The 25,377-nt window shown below is 50.7% G+C and carries 17 protein-coding genes; 11 read left to right on the top strand and 6 right to left on the bottom strand.

Translation table 11 applies throughout. From position 1 onward, the window contains the following. Nucleotides 1-56: 56 nt before the first annotated feature. A complete protein-coding gene (locus X474_RS16720) occupies nucleotides 57-806 on the bottom strand; it encodes a helix-turn-helix transcriptional regulator (protein WP_044350512.1) in 750 nt (249 codons plus the stop codon). 329 nt (nucleotides 807-1,135) lie between these two features. Here X474_RS16720 and X474_RS16715 point away from each other — a divergent pair, with 329 nt between their 5' ends. Next, nucleotides 1,136-1,891 carry a hypothetical protein gene (locus X474_RS16715; protein WP_156360813.1) on the top strand — a complete coding sequence of 252 codons (756 nt, stop codon included), beginning with the start codon at nucleotides 1,136-1,138 and terminating at the stop codon, nucleotides 1,889-1,891. A gap of 37 nt (nucleotides 1,892-1,928) precedes the next feature. Here the strand turns inward: X474_RS16715 and X474_RS16710 are convergent, their stop codons facing one another. Further along, nucleotides 1,929-2,624: a PEP-CTERM sorting domain-containing protein gene (locus X474_RS16710; RefSeq protein WP_044350510.1), complete on the bottom strand. Its 696-nt coding sequence runs from the start codon at nucleotides 2,622-2,624 to the stop codon at nucleotides 1,929-1,931. Between the two features lie 509 nt (nucleotides 2,625-3,133). Between X474_RS16710 and X474_RS16705 the strand changes: the two genes are divergently transcribed. Next, nucleotides 3,134-3,907, top strand: coding sequence for a DUF4412 domain-containing protein (locus X474_RS16705; protein WP_044350508.1), 774 nt, complete (start codon nucleotides 3,134-3,136; stop codon nucleotides 3,905-3,907). Between the two features lie 144 nt (nucleotides 3,908-4,051). Here X474_RS16705 and X474_RS16700 read toward each other — a convergent pair whose 3' ends face one another. Further along, the gene (locus X474_RS16700) at nucleotides 4,052-4,414 is read right to left on the bottom strand and encodes a cupin domain-containing protein (protein ID WP_044350506.1); all 363 of its coding nucleotides are present in this window, start codon (nucleotides 4,412-4,414) and stop codon (nucleotides 4,052-4,054) included. A gap of 315 nt (nucleotides 4,415-4,729) precedes the next feature. Here X474_RS16700 and X474_RS16695 point away from each other — a divergent pair, with 315 nt between their 5' ends. The 6 genes from X474_RS16695 (at nucleotide 4,730) to X474_RS16670 (ending at nucleotide 11,207) form a co-directional block, all read left to right on the top strand. Then, nucleotides 4,730-5,443: a FadR/GntR family transcriptional regulator gene (locus X474_RS16695; RefSeq protein ID WP_052515325.1), complete on the top strand. Its 714-nt coding sequence runs from the start codon at nucleotides 4,730-4,732 to the stop codon at nucleotides 5,441-5,443. Between the two features lie 107 nt (nucleotides 5,444-5,550). Continuing rightward, the gene (locus X474_RS16690) at nucleotides 5,551-6,630 is read left to right on the top strand and encodes a C4-dicarboxylate TRAP transporter substrate-binding protein (RefSeq protein ID WP_156360812.1); all 1,080 of its coding nucleotides are present in this window, start codon (nucleotides 5,551-5,553) and stop codon (nucleotides 6,628-6,630) included. A 66-nt stretch (nucleotides 6,631-6,696) separates the two neighbouring features. Further along, entirely contained in the window at nucleotides 6,697-7,215 is a 519-nt protein-coding gene (locus X474_RS16685) for a TRAP transporter small permease subunit (protein WP_082464445.1), read from the top strand. Between the two features lie 3 nt (nucleotides 7,216-7,218). Further along, nucleotides 7,219-8,535: a TRAP transporter large permease gene (locus tag X474_RS16680; RefSeq protein ID WP_044350503.1), complete on the top strand. Its 1,317-nt coding sequence runs from the start codon at nucleotides 7,219-7,221 to the stop codon at nucleotides 8,533-8,535. Nucleotides 8,536-8,558: 23 nt separating this feature from the next. Further along, nucleotides 8,559-9,014, top strand: a complete 456-nt coding sequence (locus tag X474_RS16675) for a VOC family protein (protein WP_052515323.1) — start codon at nucleotides 8,559-8,561, stop codon at nucleotides 9,012-9,014. Between the two features lie 81 nt (nucleotides 9,015-9,095). Further along, entirely contained in the window at nucleotides 9,096-11,207 is a 2,112-nt protein-coding gene (locus X474_RS16670; protein WP_044350501.1) for an acetate--CoA ligase family protein, read from the top strand. Nucleotides 11,208-11,316: 109 nt separating this feature from the next. Here X474_RS16670 and X474_RS16665 read toward each other — a convergent pair whose 3' ends face one another. Beyond that, nucleotides 11,317-12,372 (bottom strand): class I SAM-dependent methyltransferase, encoded by a 1,056-nt coding sequence (locus tag X474_RS16665; RefSeq protein ID WP_044350499.1) that lies wholly within the window; start codon nucleotides 12,370-12,372, stop codon nucleotides 11,317-11,319. A gap of 159 nt (nucleotides 12,373-12,531) precedes the next feature. Between X474_RS16665 and X474_RS16660 the strand changes: the two genes are divergently transcribed. Together X474_RS16660 and ald are read left to right on the top strand one after the other, a co-directional pair. Beyond that, complete coding sequence (locus X474_RS16660) at nucleotides 12,532-14,112, top strand: sigma 54-interacting transcriptional regulator (RefSeq protein WP_044350497.1); 1,581 nt, start codon at nucleotides 12,532-12,534, stop codon at nucleotides 14,110-14,112. Nucleotides 14,113-14,488: 376 nt separating this feature from the next. Next, nucleotides 14,489-15,601: an alanine dehydrogenase gene (gene ald, locus X474_RS16655; protein ID WP_044350495.1), complete on the top strand. Its 1,113-nt coding sequence runs from the start codon at nucleotides 14,489-14,491 to the stop codon at nucleotides 15,599-15,601. Between the two features lie 149 nt (nucleotides 15,602-15,750). Here the strand turns inward: ald and X474_RS16650 are convergent, their stop codons facing one another. Both X474_RS16650 and X474_RS16645 read right to left on the bottom strand, forming a co-directional pair. After that, the gene (locus X474_RS16650) at nucleotides 15,751-16,869 is read right to left on the bottom strand and encodes a hypothetical protein (RefSeq protein ID WP_044350493.1); all 1,119 of its coding nucleotides are present in this window, start codon (nucleotides 16,867-16,869) and stop codon (nucleotides 15,751-15,753) included. Nucleotides 16,870-16,999: 130 nt separating this feature from the next. Continuing rightward, nucleotides 17,000-21,775: a PAS domain S-box protein gene (locus tag X474_RS16645; RefSeq protein WP_156360811.1), complete on the bottom strand. Its 4,776-nt coding sequence runs from the start codon at nucleotides 21,773-21,775 to the stop codon at nucleotides 17,000-17,002. A gap of 678 nt (nucleotides 21,776-22,453) precedes the next feature. On the opposite strand from X474_RS16645, the gene X474_RS16640 reads away from it, so the two are divergent. Then, nucleotides 22,454-25,255, top strand: coding sequence for a methyl-accepting chemotaxis protein (locus tag X474_RS16640; RefSeq protein WP_052515322.1), 2,802 nt, complete (start codon nucleotides 22,454-22,456; stop codon nucleotides 25,253-25,255). Nucleotides 25,256-25,377: the final 122 nt, after the last annotated feature.

Below are 25,377 nucleotides of genomic sequence, written 5' to 3'. Positions count from 1 at the left end.
TTAACTGTAAGCTTGTTTTAAAGGCTATTCGACGTTTACGCGAAGCATAGAAAACTTCAATCACCGTTTTTTTTAACTGCCTTTCTTTCCCCGGCAAAAGCCTCCACCTCTTCTTTGGGCCATAAAAGGCGTCTACCCAATTTTTGGGCAGGGGGCAGGCGTCCGATTCTGTGCCAGTGGCGCACAGTCTCCATGGCAACCCTGAACATGCGGGCCAGGTCCGCCACTGTAAAAAGTTCGGGAACCTCTGGACCGGCATCTTCTCCGGCCTGAGGCTTGAAGGGACTATTTTTGCCAAAGCGCCGGTAAAGCCAATGGCTAACCTGTTCCCGCCTGTAGTAGAACTCGCCTTGCACCTCAAAAAAGGGAAGCCCCGCCTTTTGGCGCAGGTCTTCCGCCTCTTGGGCGGAAAAGCCGTATTCACTTAAGAGTTGGGCATTGGTCAGCACAGGCTCCAGATAGAGACCTTCCTTGGCGGGCAGTTTATAGCCGTGAAAAACCTCCCAGCCCCGGCCCACATAAAGATGCCTTTGCGGATTTTTTTCGCATTGCAGGCACTTAAGCAGGTCGCCTTCGGAGAGATTATCTTCGGGCTGATTTCCCAAAAGGTATTTTTGGTAAAAATAGGAATGCTTCACAATACGTTCGGCCAGGTTCAGACGGCTTTGGCAGTGCCTCAGGCTGACCTTGGCCGGAAAGGTGGCATATGGGCAGTCAAACAGCTCTAATTCCGGGTTTGGATTTGATGCATCTGTTTCTTGGTTAAGGCTCGAAATTTTTACCGACGCCCTGTCTTTGCAAGCCATTTGCACCCCTTGCTGGTTGGTCGCAGCTTTTTCGGCAAATGAATCAAGTCAGAAAAGATCCGGATTGGAAGACCTGAAACATCAACCACAATCAGCTTGGCAATAAAGCAAATTTGCTTGCCAGCAAGCTTATAAACGATCAAAGCCGCATACAGATTATCAGAACTAACATATCAATTATATTAATTAAATTGTGCAAGCCGCCTTAAAGACAGTTTAGTCAGGGGCCGGTATATTGTCAAACGTGCGAGCAATACTTGCTTGCTGACGGGCAAGTAAAATAGTATAATTAAAGCGCAATGAAGCTCAGAAAAGAGAAAAGGCGGGAAATGAACCAACAGAAAAAAACCGGCCTGGATCAAAAAAAATTGCGGCATGCCCTGAAAAAGTGGCAGGAAGAACAGGGGCGCGGAGCCTGGCAAAAGCTGGGACAACTAAGCGGACTGGACGCAGGCGGGCTTTCCAGAATATGCAAGGGCCAAAGGGAGGCCTCTATAAACACCTGGCTGAAACTGCATCAAAGCCTTCCCGCAGAGTTCCCCTTACCAAGCCCTTTGCAAAGCCAGGCTTTTTCACCTTCCCTCCCCAAATATGTACAGGCCCCCTCCGCCCTGCCCCGTGAGCAAAGCCCAACCTGGTGGAAACAACCGCTTTCCCCAAAAGCACAGCCGATGCCTGTACTGGCTCCTGTTTTTCGTCTGGAGGAAGGGCTTATCTGGGATGATCAGGGATTGCCCGCTTCACCGGCACAAGGGCAGGTCTATTTCACACCTCCGGCACAAGGCACTCGTTATTTTTTCCTGAGGTTGAACAAAAACCACCTCAGACTCTCTTTTTATGCAGGGGATTTGGTCTTAATTGAAGGAAAAATCAGTCCCGACCCTGGTGAACTTTGCCTGGCAACATGGCCGGATAAGGGAAAGGGGAATTTTTATTATTGGCATAGAGTGGCGGAGAGCGGGATTCTACTGCCGCCTGACCCCGGCAACGCTCCTGAATTAATAGCAAAAGACGAGATGCAAAACGTTTTTCTACACAGAGTGAGCAGCCTGACAAGGCAGATAAAAAAAGCGCATCGTTTTTAGAAACGATGCGCTTTTGGTAATTGTCACTTTTTGTCGGTTAAGAAATCTTTCTGCGGCGGGTATAACCCCACAGCCCAAAGGCCGAAGCAAACAAAAGCATGGTTCCCGGCTCAGGCGTTGCCGCCACAGTAGCCCTCACCCCGGCGAAGGTGGAGAGGCTATCCGAATTCAGAACATCAACAAACCCTCGCTCAGTCTTGCTGGACTCAAAAACATCCATTACAAAACTGGCCGTTGTATTACCCATGAAACTCAAAAGCACCGCAGAGGTAGTGGCAGGGTTGACATACAGATTATCCAGATACCCTGTGATGGAGATCCTGTCCTGAAAAACGCTCAGGGTGGTTAAATGCACACTTCCGGCGAACAGAATATCGTATCCGGAATCATTGCGCGAGGGCCTGTTCCACTTTACTCCACCATCTGCAACCACCAAATCTCCCGGAGCAGTATAGGTGAGACCACTGAAGCTGTCTCCACTGGAGAAACTTGTAACCCCGGTTGCGTTAAACAGATTGATCCTGGAGATAATACTCTCAGGCAAACCGTACAAAGCAGGATCAGCAGGATCTGAAGAAACAATGGGAACCCAATAAGGATCCAGATACCCGTCTGACTGAACCTTTAAAACATTGTCCCCGGACATGGTGAACTGGTAGGCCAAAGCCTGGGCCGGCGCCAACAACAAGGCCAGGGCTGCTATAGCCAATAATTTTGTGAGATAGTTCCTCATCTCAGCCCTCCTTGCTCCTCCCTAAAAATTCATTAGGGCAACTCTCTTAAGCCGATATATATTTAATTTGTAAAGGCTTAAAATTAATCTAATTATCTATCATTTAATATAAGCCCTTTTTCATACTTTTCCATTATTTTCTATTATTATTCATAACTTTAAGGCTATTCTCCTCAAAATCGGGCCTTGTATTGTAAAACGTTGAGCCAATGTGGCGAGATTTGATGAATTCCTATAGGATAGGTTTCTCTATTGGGGGTTACCAAAGGGTGATTCCACCCTTAGGCCTGGCTCAGGCCGAGCGCTGTTTATCAATTACATTAACGGTTTGGAAGCAAAGCTGTTTTGAATAAAGGTTGTTCTTTTTAGGCCCGGGCTTATCCGATAACCAGATCAGGCGTTGTTCAGCCTGTACCCTGGCTCAGACAACCAAAGGGAATAACTGGCAATTCAGGCAGTCAGGCAAATGAAGTGCCGTTAGAACAAATTGTTTGAAGGAGAATTTTCAGATGAAAAAGATGCTCACCTGCCTGGCAGTCATTGCCTTGTCTCTGCCCACTATTACCTGGGCAGGCTGGATCATAGAAAACCAGGATGCAGACCCGGACACAGGCGCGACCCAGGCCCTTTACGTCCAGGACGGCAAGGCCATGGCAGGCAATCCCAACCAGGGGCTCAAGGTTATCTTTGATGTGAATAACTCTAAAATATTTTTCGTGAATCCGGAACAAAAGGCCTTCTGGTCCGGCACGCCTGAAGAATTCTCCAAGGCCAGGGCAAGGGCCACCGAAGCTGCCATGAAAAAATACCTGGAGCAGGTTCCCCCGGAACAAAAGGAGATGGTCAAGGCCAGAATCAAACAGATACAAAAGGCCAACCAGAGCAAATCCAAAGGCCCCAAACCTGTGACCCAGGTCAAAAAAACCGGCCAAAGCATGGAGATCGCCGGAAAAGCCACCCAAAAGCACCAGGTTTTCCTGAAGGGGAAACTGGTTGCCGAAATGTGGCTGACTCCGGATGTAAAGCTGGGCGATGAGGTGAATATAAAGGCCATGCAGAAAATGACCAATGCCTTGTCCATTGAGGTTGATTATGCTTCTTCCGACCAGGTCCTGGCTCTTTTTGAAGAAGGCTATCCTTTGAGGGTGGTGGAATATGAAGACGGCGACCAGAATGAGACCGAAAGGGCAGGCAAGGTGCTTAAAAAGGATATCCCCGCTGAGTACTTTGAGGTGCCCAAGAGTTATAAAAAGGTAACCCTGGATAAGCTTGATTTTGAATAAGCTATAAAACGGGCCCGGGTAAAGCCCCGGGCCCGTTTCAGGCTGTTTTTCCCCTTCTTTAAACTCCTGAATACACTTCAATTATACAAAGCCGTTCGAAGAAAAATCCCGACCTTGACCAAATCCGTTCTTTCCGGCCTATTGTCAGGTAATCCCCGGCATCTGGGGCGCCCTGACCACAGTCAGAAGCATCTTGAAGCGCTCTTTTGCATCCAGGCCATGGGGGAGTCCTTGGGGCATGGCCACCAATTCTCCGGCTGAAGCGGTCATGGTTTCATTGCCAATGGTTATCTCAGCCATCCCATCCAAAACCTGAACCAGGGCATCGGCCTCAACTGTGTGAGCACTGAGGCCCTCTCCTTTGGCAAAGGCAAAAAGGGTGATGCTCAATCCGGGCGTCTGGCACAGGGTCCGGCTCACCACCTGCCCTTCCTTGTATTCCACCATGGAGCCCAGATCCTGCGGCTTGGCGAAATCGATATTCTTGAGCAAGGCCTGCTTTTCCATTTTTCCGCCTTTGGCTGGTGGGTAGATTAAGTGATTACCAACATTTTAACCCGGCAAGCCTATTTAATTTATCATTTTAGTTTTACTAATTCCAAGCCCGACCCTTCCTCAAACAAACGAGCAAAGCTGTATTGCAGGTAAAAGCCAATAATTTTATATAGATAAATCTATTCTAATTAAATATTCAATTATTGTAACTAAAATAATATGGCATAGTCCCAAAAAGGGCTTGACACCGAACAAGTCAATATGAAAGGCTGAATGTCAGACATTCATACTTAACTTATTCGGGATAATATGGGGACAAATAAAAACATGTTTGAGCCCATCAAAGGGGCAAGAGCCTTTGAAGAGGTGGCCGAGAGGATAAAAAAACAAATTTTTGACCGGGTTTTAAATCCCGGGGACAGGCTGCCTCCGGAAACCCAGATGGCTTCTCAATTTCAAGTCGGACGCCAGACAATGCGGGAAGCCTTGCGCCTGCTGGAAATGTCCGGCCTCATCACCATCCACAAAGGCGGTGGAGGCGGCGCTTTTATCAATGACGCCATCCATTACACCATAAGCGACCTATTCCTTGACGCCTACAGGATGCATAAAGTCACCTTGAAAGATCTGACCGAAGCCCGCATGGAAGTGGAAAAGTTGGTCCTGGATCACGTATTGGAAAGAATCCAGGAAAATGACCTGGCCAGACTAAAGAAGAATGTGGCCCAGGCCAAAGCCAGGATAGATCAGGGGGAGATGGCCACCGAGGAAAATGTGGAGTTCCACCGCATCTTTGCCGCTGCTTCGCAAAACTTTGTCTATGTGATCATCATGGAATGCCTCATGGCTGCCAACGCCAAGATACTGAGCAAAGGCGGAGTCACCCTGGAGACCTCGGCCAGGGTGGTTCAATCACACCAGGACCTTCTAGAGGCAATTGAACAAAAAAATGGGCCCAGCGCCCATGAGCTTATCTCCGAACACCTTCTGGATGTGGAAAAGCGGCTTTTATCCGCTGGGAGAAAAAAGCAAGTCGACTAGATAAGCAACTAAAATAATTAACTAAAGAATAATCAGGCCGGGCCTGATACAGGAGAGCTGTACCCTTGGCCCCCAAAAGGTTCACGCATCAAAAGGGAAGGGTGACCATGAAAAAAACAAGTATGGGATTGACCTTGATCTATGCCCTGGGTGTCTTTTGTTTAAGCCTTTTTGGTTTTGCCGATGCCACACAGGCAAAAACCTTCCGCTACGCAGCCCATGGTTCACCCAAGGGTGTAAGGGCCGATGCGGTTAAATGGTGGGCAAAAGAGATCGAAAAACAGACTCGGGGAAAAATTAAAATCAAATTTTTCTGGTCCGGGTCCCTTCTCAAACCCGGTGACGCCATGGAGGGAATTGGCCGCGGCACGGCCAATGTAGGCGGAGGATGGGGCATATATCACCCTGCCAAAACCCCTTTATGGACAGTGGCAGACCCACCCTTTTCCCATTCCGACCCTTATGTGGGTTTGAAGACCATGCAGGAAATGTACAAAACCTATGAGCCGATGCAGGATGAGCTTACAAAATACAACGTCAAGCTCCTCGCGCCTTTTGCAAGCGGCATGACCCAGCTCGGCACCGGCAAGGGGGTGAACCCTATCCTGACGCCGAAAGATGCCAATGGCCTCAAGGTCCGTTTCGCCGGCGGTCAGTGGGCCAAATTCTGGCAATCCTGCCAGGCCGTGCCGGTAAAGCTCACCCAGGGCGAGGTCTATGAAGGCCTTATGAGGGGCACGGTCGATGCCACCCAATCTTACTTCTTCATCTTGGAAGCTTATAAACACTGGGATGTAATCAAAAATTACAGCGTAGTAAACGCAGGCGAGCTCTGCTCTTACGGACTGATCATTAACCTGGACGACTGGAAGGAGCTCTCACCCGAGTTACAAAAGATCTTCACCAAAGTCAGCGATGAGTTTGTGCTGAAATACGCCAAGGGTCTCATTGACAACAGAAAACGCATACGCAAATTGGGCAGGGAAAAGGGAATGGTTTTTCATGACCTGACCAAGGAACAAATGGCCAAATGGCAGGAAAAGGCAGCTCCTTTGATGGCCAAATGGGTTGAATTCATGAAAGAAAAGGGACTTCCCGGCGCTGAGACCCAGGCCATGTTCATCAAACTGAGAGACAAATACGCAGCCGAGATTGCTGAAAAAGGCTACCCCTGGGATTCCAAATAATGAGCCCTCCCCTCTCCGCCGGGCAACAGGCCCGGTGGAGGGGAGACTCCGGTAAAAGGTGCCGTCATGAGTATGAAAAAAACCTGCCAAACATCTCTGGACTGGTTCATAAAGGCCCTTACCATCTTTTCAATACTCTTGTTAATCCCCATGATGTTCCTGGTTCCTGCCGATGTAATTGGGCGATATATCTTTAAAACTCCAATTCCAGCGGTATTTGAGATCAATGCCTCCTTTCTCATGGTGGCTGTGGTGTTTTTCCCCCTGGCCTTTGTCCACCAAAAACGCGGCCATATCTATGTAAACCTCTTTACAAGGAAGCTCCCCGACAAGCTGAAAAACATTTTGGACCTGTTCAGCCTGGTTCTGGGCATTGTTGCCTACGCCCTTATCGGCTGGTTTGGCCTGGAGATAGCCATTGAGTCCACAAAGGTAAGGGAATATGTCTCCGGCATAATCAACCTCCCCATCTGGATCAGCAAGTGGTTCATTCCCATAGGATGCCTGGCCTTTTGCCTGGAGCTTTTAAGGGACGGGCTCAGTCGCGCGGCAAATCTCAACGCAAAACAAGACAGGGAAGCTTGAGACATGGAAGCCTGGATTATCGGACTCATCGGAATAGGCGTACTTCTGGTGCTTATCGCCCTGAGGACTCATGTTGCCTTTGCTTTGGCCGTGGTGGGAGCGGCCGGGTATTTCGCCATCTTAGGTTGGCGCCCCACCTCCGGCCTTCTGGGTTTGGAACCCTACACCTTTATTGCAAACTTCGTATTGACCACGGTTCCCTTGTTCCTGCTGATGGGGTATCTGGCCCACCACGCGGGCCTGACCAAGGATGTTTATCACACCGCCAGGCTTTGGCTCTCCAATATTCCCGGGGGCCTGGCCATAGCCTCGGTGGCGGGTTGCGCGGCCTTTGCCGCGGCCTGTGGATCTTCCCTGGCCACCGCAGCCATGATGGGGCGCGTTTCCATACCGGAAATGATACGCCATAAATATGATGCCGGCCTGGCCACAGGCACAGTTGCCGCTGCCGGAACCATCGGCTCTTTGATACCGCCCAGCATCCTTTTGATTCTCTTTGGCGCACTTACCGAAACTTCAATCGGCTTGCTTTTGATAGCCGGGTTTATTCCCGGGGTGCTCTCGGCCCTGATCTACATGGGGATGATCTTTTTACGGAGCCTAAGAAACAAGGCCCTGGGACCGGTCTCCGAAGAAAAGGTCGGTTGGGGTGAAAGGTTCAAGGCCCTTAAGTACACCTGGGGAATTTTCGTTTTATTCATTTTGGTGATAGGCGGAATCTACTTCGGCTTTTTCACCCCCACCGAGGCGGGCGGAGTGGGAGCTTCCGGAGCCTTTCTCATAGCCGCGCTCACCGGCAAGCTCAAGTTGACAAATTTCTGGGAATCCTTGAGCGATACCGTGCGCAGCACCTCCCAGATATTTGCCATAGCCTTAGGGGCCACAATTTTCACCAAGTTCATGGCTGTGAGCGACCTGCCGAATGTGATCTGCGAATTTGTCCTCACCCTGGATATTCACCCTGTCGCCATCCTGGCCGGACTTTCGATTGTCTATGTGTTCCTGGGGATGTTCCTGGATCCGGTGGGAGTCATGCTCCTCACCCTGCCGGTGGTGTTCCCGGTGATGGAAGGCCTGGGCTTCAATATGGTCTGGTTCGGCATCATCATGATCAAATATCTGGAGATAGGGCTTATCACGCCACCGGTGGGATTAAGCGTCTATGTAATCAAGGGAGTGGTCGGAGATCAGATAGAACTGGAAACCATTTTCAAAGGCATTGCCTGGTTTGTGGCCATGGACATCCTGACCCTGGTCATTCTCATTGCATTCCCCCAGATAACCATGTTTTTACCCAACACCATGTCGGCCGGTTTTTAGGCTGCCTTGCAAAAGGAGAAAAAATGTTAAAGAGAGTAGATCACATCACGTTTGCGGTAAAAGATATGGCAGAGGTCGGCAAAAGGCTCATGGAGGTCTACGGAGCCGAGCTGTTGATGCAGGTGGAAAACCCGGAACAAAAATACCGCTCCGACGCCTACATAGTCGGTGGCGACATGATCATAGGATTTTTAGAGGCAACGGAACCGGACAGTTTTGTGGCCAAACATATTGAAGCCAGAGGCCAAAGCCTGCAGCACATAGGTATTGATGTGGAAGACCTGGATAAGGCCAGGGCTGAATTTGATGAAAAAGGTATTCGCTACTCCAACTTCAAGGAAATAGAAGGCATCCGCCGGGAGGTGCTGGTGGGGCCCAAGGGCGGCTTTGGGGCGGTGCTTCAAGTTCAAGAATGGCTTGGTGAATACAAGGAAGCCGGAAGCGCCGAACGCATGCGCAAAGCCTGGAACCTGGAATAAGGCCGAGGCAACAGGCAAGGAAAAATGCCTTTGGGCCTTTCCCAAGGCGCGGCCCACCAATAGAGGAGAAAAAAACGAGCAATGGATCTTACCCCTCTTTTCAAACCAAAGAGCATAGCCGTTTTAGGGGCGTCTCAAAATGGCAACACCATTGGAGGCAGGCCCATAAGGTTCCTCAAGGAATACGGTTATCAGGGAGCCATTTACCCGATCAACCCCAAATATAAAGAATGTCAGGGCCTTAAGTGCTATCCAAACATCACGGCCTTACCTGAAGCGGTTGACCACTTGATGGTGGTGGTGCGGGCCGAACTGGTGGCGGACGCTGTATTGCAAGCGGCGCAAAAGGGCATAAAATCGGTCATGATCTTTTCTTCCGGATTTGCCGAGGCGGGCGAAGAGGGAAAGGCCATGCAAAGGCGCATCCAGGATGTCGCACGCGAATACAACATGCCGGTCTGCGGACCCAACTGCCAGGGTTTTATCGATCATTTCAACCAAGTGACCGCGACCTTCACGGGATCATTGGTTAACGGCGACTTTAACAAGGGGCCGGTGGCTTTTTGCTCTCAAAGCGGGGCCATGGGCTACCATTTTTACGGCATGGCCCAGCGCATGGGGCTTGGTTTCAGTTATATGGTCTCAACCGGCAATGAAGCGGTCCTGACCACCAGCGACTTTCTGCGCTACGCCCTGGATGATGAGAATACGGGCCTGGTTGCCTCTTACATGGAAGCCATCAATGACCCTGATCAACTGGCTCGATGCGCCGACCTGGCCTTTAAAAAACAAAAGCCCCTTCTGGTTATGAAGGTGGGGCGTTCCATGGCCGGGAGTCAGGCGGCCAGCAGCCACACCGGATCAATCGCCGGAGAAGACCGTATTGCAGACACCTTTCTTGAGCAAAACGGAATCCTCAGGGTGGACAGCGTGGGCCAGTTCTTTGACCTGTTCAAGGTCTTCAGCAATCCCAAACGCCTGAAGGGCGACAATGTGGGCATTGTCTCCATCTCAGGCGGAGCCGGTGTGGTGATGGCCGATGACTGTGAAAGATTCGGTTTGAATGTGGTGACCTTTGCCCCTGAAACCGAGGAAAACCTCACCCAAAAGCTACCTTATTTCGGATCTGCCAAAAACCCGGTTGACTTAACGGCTCAAGTGCTCACTGCCTCTGAAAAATTTTACGATTGCCTGAAATGCGTGGCGGACGACCCCAACACAGACGCCATTGTGGTCTTTATCGGGCTGCTTGAGCACATGAAGGATATCCTGGTTCCCCCGATAGCCAGGCTGGAAAAGGAGACCGAAAAACCAATACTGGTAACCTGGATGGCCTGTGACGATCCCATCAGAAAAGATTTTAAGAAATATGGGATTCCCCTTTATGAAGAGCCAACCAGGTGCATCTATGCCCTGGGACAACTGAACCGGTTCCGCAAGGCGCTCGCCCATCAGTCAGAGCGCAAAAAGCAGCCCACCGTGGCGCCAGACCAGTCTCTGACCGCCAAAGTATCGCAGCTCCTTGACGGAGACAGCAAAGAGCTTGATGAAATGACCTCCAAGGAGCTTATTCAGGCCTTTGGCATACCCGCCACCAAAGATGTTTTGGTGACTGATAAAAGCGAGGCAGGCGAAAAGGCAGCGGAAATCGGCTTTCCGGTGGTTATGAAGATCGTGTCCCCGGAGGTTGCCCACAAGGCCGATGTGGGAGGCGTTATCCTTGATATCAAAGACAAAGACCAGGCAACACAGGCATTTGAAAGCATAATGCAAGGTGTGAGCCGGGCCAGGCCACAGGCGAGGCTTAAAGGAGTGATGATCTCCCCCATGGTTCGAAACGGGCTGGAAATGCTGGTGGGCATAAAAAACGACCCTGTATTCGGTCCGGTCCTGATGGCGGGCTTGGGCGGGTCCTATGTGGAGATATTCAAGGATGTCTCCACCAGGGTTTTACCCATAACGGCGTTCGAGGCCAAAGATATGTTAAAAGAGCTGAAGGCCTACAAACTGCTCAAGGGGGCCAGGGGCGGCGCGCCAAGGGATATTGACGCCCTGGTGGAGGTGCTTCTAAAGACCTCCACCCTGGCCATGAGTTTATCCGACAGGATAAGTGAACTGGATATCAACCCCTTGTTGGTATTTGAAAAAGGCAAAGGCGTCATGGCGCTGGATGCTTTGGTTTCGGTGAAATAAAAAACCTCCTTGTCCCAAATCAAGCGCGGTTGAAGGCATTTTCAGTTCCAAACGCCTTCAACCGCTTTTCTTTCGAGCCAATAATCGGTTCGGAAAAACAGCCGGAAAATCACTCCACGATCCCATCCTTTAAAGTGGACAAACTGTGCACCGGCAACGAGATCACAGAGTTATTTTGCGGATTAAAGACAAACCTGTAACTCACACCGGTGTTTCCCTGCTCACTCATCACCTCAAAACCGGCCTGCAAGTATGAGCACTGATCATTAGCACAAAGATGCATAAAGGGTGCATCCCATTCCGTAAAGGGGGTCTGGGGGACCTGCCACTTGACCAGGCGCTCCCCGCAATAGGGGCATTTAAGGGTCCTGGCCACTTCCTTAGCCTGGGCCCTCAACTCAGCCGGGGTCAGTGACCGGGGACGGGGCGCCGGTCTGGGCCTGGGGGGTTTGTTTGCAAGACCGCCTTTACGCTCAGCCCAGACAGCTATCACCGGATCGGAAGGCAGGCCCGTGTGGGCGTATTTATCGTCTTCCGGCCTTTTAAGCCCCTTTTGCACAAAAACTTTAGTGCCGGTAAAAAGGCCGGAATCCGCCAACCACTGTTCCACCAGGCAAATACGCTCGCTCTCAGAGGCGTTGCGCCATATCCTGGTCACCTTGGGCTCAAAAAAACGATTTGAGAAAAAAACCAAAAAAAGACCACCTGGTTTCAACACCCTGGCCACCTCGGCGAAAACCGCTTCCGGATTGGTAAGATAATCCACGGAGACTGTATTCAGAACCAGATTAAAACAAGCATCATTAAACGGCAGTATATTTTTCTCATTCAGGTCCTGGACTACATAGCGATCCAGGGCCTGGTTTGTCTTGAGCTCCTCCGCATTCATTCCCAACCCCACAACCTCGGCCGGGTCGAGGGAAAAAGGCAGGTGACTGTCCCAGGACGCCATGAGGTCTAAAACGACCGGATTCTTTTCCACCACCAGTTTATCTATCACCTTGGTGACTGCGGCCAGGGCAGTTGAGTCAAGGTGTTCTACAAAGCGGGGCTTTTCATAGAACTTGCTGTCTATGGCTTCATCTTTTCTGCTGAAATCATCATTTTGATAAAGTGATCTCACCCTTCTGGCCAAATTTTCTTGGTATACCTGATTTAGATTCATGGTTTTTCCCTTTGCCCAAAACTACCACTTTACTAGTCATTGAAAATGTAAGTCCACAACCCCGCCGATGCCACCTTGGTCTAAAAACTTGCCATTCGGGAGCAATTTATTTTAAACTTGTGGTCCGGAATCAGACCACTAAGCCAAAACGGACGAACCATGAAGCAAATACTCAAATTGAAACTGGTATTCAAGGATCGGGTGGGCATAATAGCGGACATATCTTCTCTTTTAGCTCAAAACGGCATAAATATAAACACCATGGAGGTTAAGAGGGAAAACCGCCGCACCAATATTTTCTTTGAGGTGGCGTCGGGTGAAAAGAGCCCGGAAAAAACCAGCCTGATCCGCATATTGAACCAGATTCCAGACCTTCAGAACATCACCTTCATGGAAATCCTGCCCCACGAGGCCAGGGAAAACAGCTTCAAGGTCGTCTTGGACAACATGAGCGACGGGGTCATTGCCATAGATCAAAAGGGCAACATAACCATACTGAACAGCATGGCGCGCAAAACCCTGGACGCAAAAGGCAAGAACCTGATAGGCAAACCGCTGACCAATATGCTCCTGCCGGACTATCATCTGCTCAAATGCCTTGCCGGTGAGGAAATCTCCAACCAGAAAAAAAGCTTCAACACCCCAAACGGACGTTTTCAATACTTCACCACCCAAAAGCCGATCAGAGATTTTTCAGGCAACATAGTGGGGGCGGTTGAAATAGCCAAGGATATGCAGGAAATCAAAAAACTGGCCCGCTCCATCTCAGACCCCACGCAAATCACCTTTGGTGATGTCATCGGCGAACATCCGGCCTTGAAACAGGCCATATCCTTTGCCCAGAAAATAGCGGGCACAGACTCCATCATCTCTCTCAGAGGGGAAAGCGGAACCGGCAAGGAACTCTTTGCCAAGGCCATTCACCAGGCCAGCAACCGGGGAGGCAACTTTGTGCCGATAAACTGCGCAGCCCTGCCGGAGTCGCTTTTGGAAAGCGAGCTGTTTGGCTATGCGGGCGGAGCCTTTACCGGCGCCCAGAAACATGGCAAACCCGGTCTGTTTGAACAGGCTGCGGACGGAACCATTTTTTTAGATGAGATTGGCGATCTTCCCCTTGGCCCCCAGGCCAAACTACTGCGAGCTATTCAAGATAAACTGGTCCGCCGTATAGGCGGCAGTAAAGAGATCCCCATAACAGCCCGGGTTATCACCGCCACCAACCGAAGCTTGGAGCAGATGGTGGAACAAAAAGAATTCCGCCAGGACCTTTATTACCGCATCAATGTATTGCCCATTCACATTCCCCCTTTGAGGGAGCGTCGGGAGGACATCCCGCTTTTAGCGGAACATTTTCTGTTCCAGCTCACTTCCAGACTTAACCGGCCCGCCAGGGAGCTTACGAAACAGGCCATGTTTAAGTTGAAAAACCACGACTGGCCCGGGAATGTGAGAGAATTGAAAAATGTCATAGAAAGGGCGGCCATTCTGGGTGAAGCCGGGCCGGTGGCCGCGGAAAATATCCTGTTCAGTTTTGAGTTGGCCACCCCCAACCGCCGCCTTGGCAATTCCCTGCCCCAAACAACGAAACAGGAGGCAAACTTAAAGCAAATGCTGGCTGAATATGAAAAAGCCATTCTCACCCAGATCCTGAAGCGGAAAACCAGCATCAGAACAGCGGCAACTAATCTGGGGATATCGCACACCACTTTGCTAAACAAAATTAAAAAGCACGGTCTCTAGATGGAAACATTTTGCACCAGTGGTTCGAAATATTTCCAAAATTCATATAGACATTTATATCAATATGTTCCGGGGATTATTCAGAAGGAGTGGAAAGTTTTCTTACCATATTGACTATGAACCGTCAAATAAATCTGAATTAGCGGTTTTTGCCAAACCCGCCGAATTAAAATTCTTTGCACATAGACATCTATTTAATAATACAATTCTTTTCCCCAAAACATAAACCAAAGGCATTCAAATCATCAATCCGACGATAAAAAATTCATAAATTCCGGGGAAATGGCAAATTACTTGCAAAGTAAGGACGCGTGCGTGGGGAAAAACCACCCGGCGCGAGCCTTTCCTCTTTTAAATGCCTAGATTGGGAGAAATCATGATCGTCGGTATCCTTAAAGAAATCAAAGCTGAAGAGAATCGTGTTTCCATGACCCCTGCCGGGGTGGAGGTTATGAAGCAAAACGGCCATCAGTTGTTGGTTGAAAAGGCGGCGGGTAATGGCAGCGGATACGCTGACGAAGCCTATGAGCGGGCCGGGGCGGAGATGGTCGCCACAGCCAAAGAGATCTATAAACGCGCCGATATGGTTATGCACGTCAAGGAGCCCCTGGCCTCTGAGTATGACATGATCAGAAAAGATCAGATTGTATTCACCTATCTGCACCTGGCTGCGGCCGAGGAACTGACCCACGCCCTGATCAAAAGTGATTCCATAGACATTGCCTATGAGACTATCCAAAAAGCCGACGGCTCTCTTCCCCTTTTGACCCCCATGAGTGAAGTGGCTGGCCGTATGGCCATTCAGCAGGGCGCCAAATACCTGGAGATGGCCCAGGGCGGACACGGTGTGCTTTTGGGCGGTGTTCCGGGTGTGGACCCGGGTACGGTTGTGGTTATCGGCGGCGGCGTGGTGGGAACCAACGCGGCCAAGATGGCCTGCGGCCTGGGAGCCAAGGTTTACATCCTGGATCTGGACCTGGAGCGGCTGCGCTATTTGAGCGACGTTATGCCGGCCAACTGCATCCCCCTGATGGCAACCCCGGCCACTACCAGAAAACTGGTCAAGGAAGCCGATGTTGTGGTCGGCGCGGTGCTGGTCACCGGAGCCAAGGCGCCCAAACTGGTCACCAAGGAAATGATCGCCACCATGAAAAAAGGTTCGGTGCTGGTTGATGTGGCTATTGACCAGGGCGGCTGCTTTGAAACCTCCAAGGCCACAACCCACGGAGACCCCATCTTTATGGTCGACGGAGTGGTGCACTACTGCGTGGCCAACATGCCCGGCGCAGTAGCCAAGACATCCACCCAGGCCCTTACCAACGCCACCCTGCCCTATGCAGTGGAAATTGCCAACAAGGGCTGGAAAAAGGCCATGCAGGAAAACAACGAAATCAAATTGGGCGCCAACGTGGTCAAGGGAAAGGTAACCTTCCGGGCCGTGGCCGAAGCCTTTGGGCTTGATTACACGGAAGTAAGCGATTTGCTCTAGAAAAAATAAGTCCCATACCGATTGAAGCCCGGGCGGCCTTCTAAGGGCCGCCCGGGCTTAACCAAAAATCCTTCCGAATTTTACTGAAAAAACGACAAACTAAAGTACCTTAACCTGTATTCCCCGTTACCCCCCGCAAGGTATTCGCCTTAAAAAACAAACCTGAACAGAATACCGGCCATAATCTCGGTGCCCAGATCCCCGCCATCCACCGGGTTGTCACCATGGTCCAGAAAATCAATTTCAGGATGCAGGGTGAGATAGCGATGCAGTTTATAGGGAAAAGCCAGGTAAACAACTTTCCTGGTATTTGTGTCGTCTGAATAACCCAGGCGGTTTTTCCAGGCATCGTTTTCAAAGGTTTCAAACCCCAGGCCAAGGGCAAGGGTCAATGACTTCAGTTTATAGGCCAAGTCCAGATAACCGCCTGTCACCGTGGTGTCTTCATATTTGGAAGTTGACAGCAAAACCGGCCCGGCCAGGGAAGGATAGCCCGAATAGCCCAGGCCCACGTTCTGCCCATGATGCAACTCCCCTATAACCTCCCAACTTTCAAAGCTGAATTTAAGGGGCAGGATAACTGCCCAGACATCCAGGGAGTCATCACCGGAAGGGGGCATGCCCTCCAGGTCGTAACGCACAAAGGCCAAAGAGGGGGTGGTGGAGAAATGTTTTGTGTTGAATTGAACTGAGAAAGAAGCCCTGGGAAAAGGCTGATAAACATCAACTCCAGCAGGGGCCCCAAGGCCTGCCGCCTGTTCCAGGGCAAACTGCACACCCCAGTTTTCCTGATTCCAGTTAATCTGAACCTGGCTTCTGCGCGGGGCCCACAATTTTCCCCACCCCTTGAGGTCCCAAGACGAAGAAACCCCCATTTTCTGGTTATTCCAATAGGCCGCGCCATGCCAGTTGTCTGTATTTCCCGCCAGCAACTTAAAAGGACCATCTTTCCACCATCCGTATACATGGCGATAGCCCACTGTTGACTTAAGCCCTATCTCCACATGGGCTCCCACCTTTTTATCGGCGCTGGTGAACTTGGCCCTGAAGTAACTGTTGCTCATAAGGCCCGTCTGAGATCCACTTATGTCATCATTTTGATTAAGGGTGAGTTCCTTGGATTGCTCAAGCCAGGCCAGATGTTGCTGCACCCTGGCTCCCAAAACAATGGCCGGGGCAGGTGATTCAGCCGCCATGACCGAGGAAAGAACAGGAAAACCAAGCCCCAAAACAACCGCACAGCTAAAAAGCAAAAACCGTTTTAGCACCTTTTTTTCTCCTTTCGGAAACAGCGTATTATAAATCCGGGGTTGATCCTGTTTACAGGTCGCTTAAGCACAAAAACAGACAGTTTTTTAAAGGCGGCAGGGTTCAAGGAGTCTTTACAATCACCAGCTGTTAGTCAGGGTCTGATTCCCGGCTGGTTATGGCGATCAGCCGCTCCGCCAGTTCACCCACTTTGTGCTTCAGTTCGTCCAGCAAAAAAGCCGCCTGGTCCAGCTCCCCGCTCCGGGCCAGGTTTTCCATCTCCTCGGCTACGTTATGGGCTCCACCCAGGGCAAAGTTGGCGATCATGCCCTTAAGAACCTGCGCGCGTCGGGCCAGGTCCTTGGCGTCTCCTTTATTAAGCGCCTTTTCCATGCCAGAAACCTGGTTTTGGGAATTCTCGACAAAACCTCCCACTAAAGAATGAAAAGTGTCGCCATGCCTGTTGAGCAAAAGCTCCAGATCCAGATTCCGGGCCCCGAAGCTGGGACGCACTTTTTGAAAAGCCTTTTGCACCGAATCAGGGGGTTCCGGGCCGGAGGACATGGTCACCTGCTCAATGACTTCGGCCAGGGAATTCATATCTATGGGCTTTGCCACATAGGCATCCATTCCCTGATCCAGGCAGCGCTTGCGGTCGCCTTTCATGGCATGAGCCGTCATGGCGATTATCGGCACTTCATGTTCCAGGACCGGTGAGTTGGGATCCCGAATATGCCGGGTGGCTCTGAAACCATCCATTACCGGCATCTGGATATCCATGAAAACAATATCAAAGGTTTCCTCAGCCAGAATTTCCACGGCCTCTTGACCGTTTCCCGCCACCTTGGTTTTAAAACCCAATTTGGATAAAAAAGTGGTGGCAACCTTTTGATTAACCAGGTTATCTTCCACCACCAGGGCGTTAAGCCCCTGTTTTTTCAGGTTCTCCAGGCTGTATCTGGTAAGAATGCGCCTTTGGGTCTTTATGCCTGTTGCCTGCGGTTTAAGGGGCAGGTATTTAAGGGCGCCAGCCAACTTGCTTCTTTTAAGAGGCTTGGTCAATACAGCGGCCACATTGGCATGCTTTTTTTGCCACCCGTTTTTGTCTCCGGTCAAAAGGCTGAGCAAAATCACCGGTGTTTGGGCAAGAACCTTATCTTGCTCTATTTTCTCAGCCAACTTGACCCCATCGACTGCCGGAGCAGAGGCGTCAGCCAGGACCAAATGGTAAGGATCTTCGCTGGTGGCCGCCTTTTGCAGCCGGCTCAAAGCGCTTTCCGCCTGGCTCAACAAATCAACCCTCCCCCCCCAAAAGGAAAGCGTCTCTTTGAGAAGTTGACTTGCGGTCCGGTTTTGAATGATCACCATTATTCTTTGCCCGGCAAGGTCCGGCGCCGGCTCCCCCCGGCCTTTAGGGGTCATGGGTTGTTTTTCCAGAAAAAGCCTTAGCCAAAAGGTGGAGCCTTCTCCCTTTTTACTTTCAGCGCCCAAGCTGCCGTCCATAAGATCAGCCAGCCTTTGGGAGATGGCCAGCCCCAGGCCAGTGCCGCCGTACTGCCTGGTAAAGGATGAATCAGCCTGGGTAAAGGCCTGAAAGGCTTCGGCCAGTTCATTGTCATCCATACCCAGGCCGGTGTCCCTCACCTCAAATAAGAACTCAGCCCCATTTTGATCTTGCTTCAGGGTCGAAACTTCCAGGCACACCTCGCCCTTATTTGTAAACTTGACCGCATTGCCCAAAAGGTTGATCAGAATCTGACGCAGGCGGCCCGGGTCTCCCCTTACCAGGGAGGGGGCTTTGGGGGCCAGATGGCAGATAAACTCAACTTCCTTTTCCTGGGCCCTCACCCCCATGAAATCACCCAGTTCTTCCAGGAGAGCGTTCAGATCAAAATCCCTGGCCTCAATATCAAGCTTGCCCGCCTCTATTTTGGAAAAATCAAGAATATCGTTGATAATGACCAGCAGGGCGTCTGCGCTGGAGCAGATGGTTTCAATATAATCCCTTTGTTCGGAATCCAGCTTTGTCCCGGCCAATAGACTGGCCATGCCCAAAACGCCGTTTAACGGGGTGCGTATTTCGTGGCTCATATTGGCCAAAAAGTCACTTTTGGCCTGATTCGCCGCTTCCGCCGCCAGCTTGGCTTCCTTGAGTTGTATCTCGGCCTGCATTTTTTCGGTTATATCCCGGCCGGAGCCGGTGATGTGCCCCTGTTCCCCGGATCTCTCAGTCAGGCTGTTTTTAAATTCAATGTAATGGGTCTCCCCGGATTTGGAGACAAAGGCCCCCACCCCGGCGGAAAAACCTTTTTCCTCAATTTCATTTTGATATTTATCCAAAAATGCCAGCCTGTATCTGGGCAGCATGAATTCTTCCAATTTGCGGTCCAGCATTTCGCTTGGGGTATACCCCAGGCACTTCTTTACCGCGGGATTTATGGTGAGAAAACGCCTCTCATGATCCAGGGTATAGACAACATCGCTTATGTTTTCAAAAATACGGCGGTATCTTGCCTCAAATTCCGCCCTTGCCTCTTCCGCCCGAGCGGTCCGGATAACCTGACTGGCGGTGGCCCCCATATTTTCAAAAAAGGCTTTATCTTCGTCAGCTATGGGCATCTTGGTGAAAAAGGCCATCACGCCTATGGTTTGATTGGCAAGATTCACCAGGCGCAGGGCGGCAAGTGAGCTGATTCCCTCCTGCTCCATCCATTTCAGATCTTCCATTTCAGGGAGGGGCCAAGGGTTGTTAGTGACAAACAAATCCTCACCGCCTTTAGTCATTCGGCCAATCAGGTAATCTGGAAGAGGCATTTTTTCGCATTTTTTATTCCAGAATTCAGAGCCTGGTCCGGCTCCTGCCGCCAAACGTAAGGATTGGCCGGTTTCATCCATTCTTTGCTGCCAGGATTGTTCACGATCCTGTTCATCCGGATCATTGGAGTACATGACCCATATCCCGCCCCAATGGGCATCGAACATCCTGACCATGCTCTGGCCCATCAAATTCAGTTTCTGCTCCAAGTCACCTGGAGCCAGCAGCTTTTCTTTCAAAAGATTAAGCCGGGTTAAATGTTGGGCCATGCGTTTTTTGACTGTGATATCCAGGGCCACTGCCAGATATCCTGTCAGGCCCCCGTTTTCGGTGTATTGAGGAGTCAAAATGACGTCCGCGATAAGGGTCTCTTTGTTTTTGCGGACCAGGGTCCATTCCCCTTGTTCATAGCCGCTTTTCAAAGTAGCCTTGAGCAGATCGTCAAACCCCTGATGTTCACCATCCGCTGTTTGGCTCGATTGACCTGCCCCGGCCTTGAGTTCGGACGGTAAAAACAAAATTTCAGGAGTGGTCCGGCCGATCATCTCCTCGGCTGAATAACCCAGGATACGCTCGGCACCCGTGTTAAAGACCGTGATGAGGCCGGTCAGATCCATGCCGATTATGGCCATCTGGGTGGCGCTGGCCAAAATACTCTGCAATTGTCCCAAGGCCCTGCCCAAGGCCGCCTTGCGCTTTTCACGTTCAGTTACATTCCGGTCCGTGCCCCGATAGCCTAGAAGATCCCCGCGGGAGTCCAGAACCGGCACACCGCTGGTCTCTATGATGACTTCTTCACCGTTCTTATGCTGATTCCGGTTGATCAGATTGATTAAGGACCTTTTCTCCTCGAACAATTCATCAATAAGCGGGAAAAGACGCTCCCTTTCCGAATCAATAAATAATTCACTGAAATGCCTGCCGAGCATCTCAGAAGGCTTATAACCTAAAACCTCCTCCACCCGACGGCTGACGTAGGTGAATAGGCCCTTTTCATCCACCTCCCAGACCCATTCGCCGGTCACGGCGGCAATATCCAAAAAGCGCTGTTCCTCATATTTCAGGGATTGTTGAATCCGCCTGCGCTGAACCTCTTCCTTGACCAGGGCCTGTCGGGTCCGATCCAGGTTTTTCTCCACCCTTCTGAGATAGCTGCGAAACAAAAACAATAAAAAGGCGGCTAAAAAAACGCTTATTCCCCCCAGACCGGCCCAAAGTTGCCGCAAGGCATTGCTTTGAGCCGTAACGTCATAGAGCAAAAAAAGTTCGCCGATCTTTTTATTCTCAAAGTCCCGCACCCCCACAAACCCGCCCCGCAGGTCCCGATCACCGGACATTATTCCAGTCACGCCCGTAGGGACCTTATCTCCCAACTCACTCAGGTAATCAAATAAGGCAGGCGGCAGTTTCCAGGTGTCATCCAGGGGAACCAGGGCCTTGAAGTCATTCCAGTTGCCTCTGGTTTGGCCTTTCCCCCAATCTTTTCGGTCTAAAAATTTTTTATACAGCAACGGAACCAGATCAAGGCCGAGGTTGTCACGAATAATTCCAGTGATATGGCTAAGGTTCATACCCAGGGAGGCAAAGCCAATGATTTTCTGCTTTACAATCCAGGGATAAACCAGGCTTAAGTAAGGTTTTTCCCCTTCATTCAGCTCCACCCCCCAGGTAATTCTCAAGGTCTTGGCAGCCTTTTTGAGAACCTGGCCCTCGCACTTAAGCCCCTCAATTCGGGCATCGGACAAGGCCAGCAAACAGGTTTGGTCCGGCTTGTAAAAACTAAGGCGGGAAATGGAATATCTCTTTTCAATTTCCGTAAAAAGAGGTTTTGCAGCTTGACGAAGAGCCTCACGGTCTTTGCCTGAAAGGGCCTTTTGCATTGAGGAATCATCTACAAGCCGACCCAAGACAGCGCTCATGACGCCTGCCTGATTATTAAGCATTGTGCCCAGAATCCGCTCGGCTCCGGCCAGCCTGACAGCGATCATGCCGTTGATATCCCGCTGCTGAAGCCAAAGCGCTCCCCATGCCGCAACAACCAGCCCCAGTCCCACGCCCAAAATAAGGGGAACCATTATCCGGCTTGTCAGATTTTGTCCCTGCTTTTTCAACAAACAACTGTCCTTTACCCAAAAGAATCCATGTTGCTTTTTTAAGCCGGGCGCCTGGCATCAGAGCAGGGGCCATGGATTAACAATCCACTCCTGATGCAAAAAGGAGCCCTGGTTAAAGGCAATAGCAAGGAGAACACTAAAAAGCGCTAAACGTATTTTCCCAGCTTATGGCATATTTTCCATTTTCCAATGGGATTAATAAAGTATTAATTACTGTCATAGCTTTTTTAATTCTCTGTCTGAAACAGGTTTTTCCCGGTAAAGCAGCTCTTTATTTAAGGGAATTCAAGATAAGGACTCTGGCCCGACAGGAGGAAAAACTCCACGTAACTATCAAAAAACCAAGAAAAGCAAAACTAAGACAAGGCAATAATCCACACCGGCAGGTCAATTATGGTCATAAAAATTCCCAAAACTCAAGTTAGCTCCTAGTTCTAAAAGCTTGATCCAAAGGTGATGCTCAACCCGGTTTCCATCCATAAAGACCATGGCTCCCGGTTAACGCAGCAAACGCCCTATAATAGTTGGTATTTTTAAAAATCAACCTTAACCAAACCGTCACACAAGCCCCTCAAAAAAGCTGCCTCTGCCCGATAAACTGCCCACTACCTGATCACAAAAACGCCCTTAACATGATCGCCCCCTGAACAGGGACACTAAGCCGAGGTACTGTTTATGAAAAACTTCAAATCCATAAACCTGCGCAGCAAACTTATCTTGTGTTTTCTATTGGTGGGGCTTTTACCTCTGGGAATCATGGCCCATTTTTCATTGCAACAATCCACAGAAGCCCTGATAAAGAACAGCCGCAACCACCTCACCAGTGTGAGGGACGCCAAAAAGCGCCAGGTGGAAAACTATTTTCAAGAAAAGGAACAGAATCTATCCTCCCTGGTTGAGATGGTGGGCGTGCTTAGAAAAAAGGCCTTTGCCAAACTGAATGTAGCCCAGGAGCTGAAAAAAGCGGATATTGAACAACTTTTTCAAAACATCGTTTCCGATGTAAAAGCCCTGGCTGCCGGGCAGGATGCTTTGCAGGCCTATGTCAAGGTGCTCACTTTTGAAGAGGCCTATAACGAAGACAATGAAAACTTAAATTCCTTTGACGATTCCTTTACTGTCAAAGACCCGGGTTATCAGGACCTGCATAAATTCCTGGCGCCTTTTTTTGACAAATTCGCCAAAGATAAGGATTACCCGGATATTTACATCATTGACGCGGAATCGGGGCTGGTTATGTTCAGCCAGGCCAAGGCCTTGGACCTGGGGGCCTTTTTGGGCAAGGGAAGATTCAAAGACACCGGCCTTACCAGGCTCTGGAAACGGGTGGTTAAAACAAAATCCCTGTCTGTGGAGGATTTCAGCTCCTATACACCCAAAAAAGGAATTCAGGCTGCCTTTGTCGGCGCGCCGGTCAGGGATTATTTTGGCCGTCTCAAGGCAGTGGTGGCAGTACAGCTGGGTCTTGAAAAACTGAACCGGACAGTTGCCCGCCGCCAGGGCATGGGCAAAAGCGGGCTTACTTACATTGTGGGTAAAAAAGCGGGGCAAATCAGCCTGCGCTCCTCTTTGGCTGAGGCCGAGGCCTCAAAAACACCTGGACAAACCAAGCCGCCGGATTCCGCTTCCGGCAAGTCCGGCTCTTCCCCAACTAAAGCAACCTTGCCCGGAATTGTCCCGGCCGCAGCCACTTTTTCCAAAATGCCCGCTTATCTCGCCCAGGTGTTAAAAGGCAAAAAGGGGCTCGGCATGTTCACGGGAGATGACGGCAAACTGAGGCTGGTGGCCTGGGACCCGCTTATACTTCCGGGACTCAACTGGGGGCTTGTCTCCAGCATAGAATTGGGCGAGGCTATTGTCCCCAAAACAAACGCAGACAAAAGGGACTATTTTCAAACCTTTTGCAGCCGCATCCAATGCGAGGATATTTTACTGCTCTCACCCGAAGGCCACATTTTTTACACAGCCGCCCGAGGCTCGGACCTGGACCAAGATGTCTTTACCGGCGATCTGGCCCAAAGCGGCCTCAATAAGGCCTTTTCCCGGGCCAGGGATGCGAAAAGCGAAGTTTTCACGGATTTCAGCCCCTATCCTCCTCAGGATGGCAAACCAAGGGCCTTTTTGTCGGCGCCTGTAATGACCGGCCGGAGCCTGGAACTGGTGGCGGTGTTGAAACTTGCCCAAAAGCCCCTTAACGCCCTTTTGGCCCATGACCAGAAACTCGGCAACAAAGGTAGGGTCTTTTTAGCGGGAAGCGATTTCAAACCCCGCAGCGATATGGGCCGGGACTCTGACCTCAAGGATTACTCCCCGCTAAGGAAGGCTAGTCAAGGGCTCACCGGCGAAAAAACCATTAACCAAAACAACCGGGCATTTTTAACCGCTTTTGCCCCGGTCAAAATAGGACAGGCCAACTGGGCCATTGTGGCTGAAATCCCACGCAAACAGGCCCTGGCCGCGGTCGACGACCTCACCAACACGGTTATCGTGACTATCCTTTTGGTCTTATGCTTTGTAATCGCAAGCGCCCTGGCCGGAGGCCGTTTCCTCACCGGATCGGTGACCAAGCCCATTCAAAAGGTGGTTAAACGCCTGGCCCTTGGGTCGCGTGAACTGGGGGGAATATCTTCCAAGATGCTCCTTTCTTCACGGGAGATGGCTGAAAACGCAAAAACGCAAGCGGAATCCCTGCGGCATAGTTCAGAGGGCCTGGAAGAAATGACCCAAAGGACCAAAGACTCGGCTCAAAATCTGACCAAGGCCGACTCGCTTATGAACGACTCCCGCAGCCAGATTCAATCCGCTGATCAGGCCATGGAAAAGATGGCCCGAGCCATGGCGGAGATGACCCAGGTGGGAGGCGAAATTCAAAACATCGTGAAATCCATTGATGAGATAGCTTTTCAAACCAATATCCTGGCCCTAAACGCCGCGGTGGAGGCGGCCAGGGCGGGCTCGGCCGGAGCGGGTTTCGCAGTGGTTGCCGACGAGGTGCGCAGACTGGCCCAAAAGACCGCCAGCGCAGCTGGCAAGACTCAGGAGTTGGTTGGCATCACAGTGGAAAGGATTCAAAACAGCGATCATTTTGTAAAGCTGACCAAGGAAAATATTAGTAAGGTGGATTTTTCTTCGCAAAAGGCGGCGCAGCTGGTCAGCCTGGCGGCCCAGGCGGGGCTGACCCAGGCTGAAGACTTGAAAAGCCTTAATCAAACTGTAGCCGAACTGGACCTCCTGGTCCGGGAAAGCACTGAAAATGCAATCAACATCTCTGAGACTGCCGGAGAGCTTGACCAACAGGTTGTCGGCTCGGATGAGATAATCGCCCGGCTTCAGACCCTTTTGAGTGAGAGGCACACAAAAGCCGTCACCGGCACAAAAACGCCACCCAAAAAAGAGGTTGTTTTGCTCAGTTTACCTAACAAGGAACTCCCCTATGAAGATCCGGTGGAGTTGGAGCTCACCCGCAAGGCCTCCTAGAAATAGCAACCGCCCCGGTCCCCGCCGGGGCGGAATCAGCCATTCGTATTTAATTTAAAGACCTAAAAGGCCTTGTTCACCTTTCTACTGCTTCTTTTTTCTTGCCACCCTTTTTACGAGCG

The sequence above is a fragment of the Dethiosulfatarculus sandiegensis genome (genome assembly GCF_000931935.2).
Lineage (GTDB): Bacteria > Desulfobacterota > Desulfarculia > Desulfarculales > Desulfarculaceae > Dethiosulfatarculus > Dethiosulfatarculus sandiegensis.
This window is presented reverse-complemented; position numbering and strand designations above follow the sequence as displayed.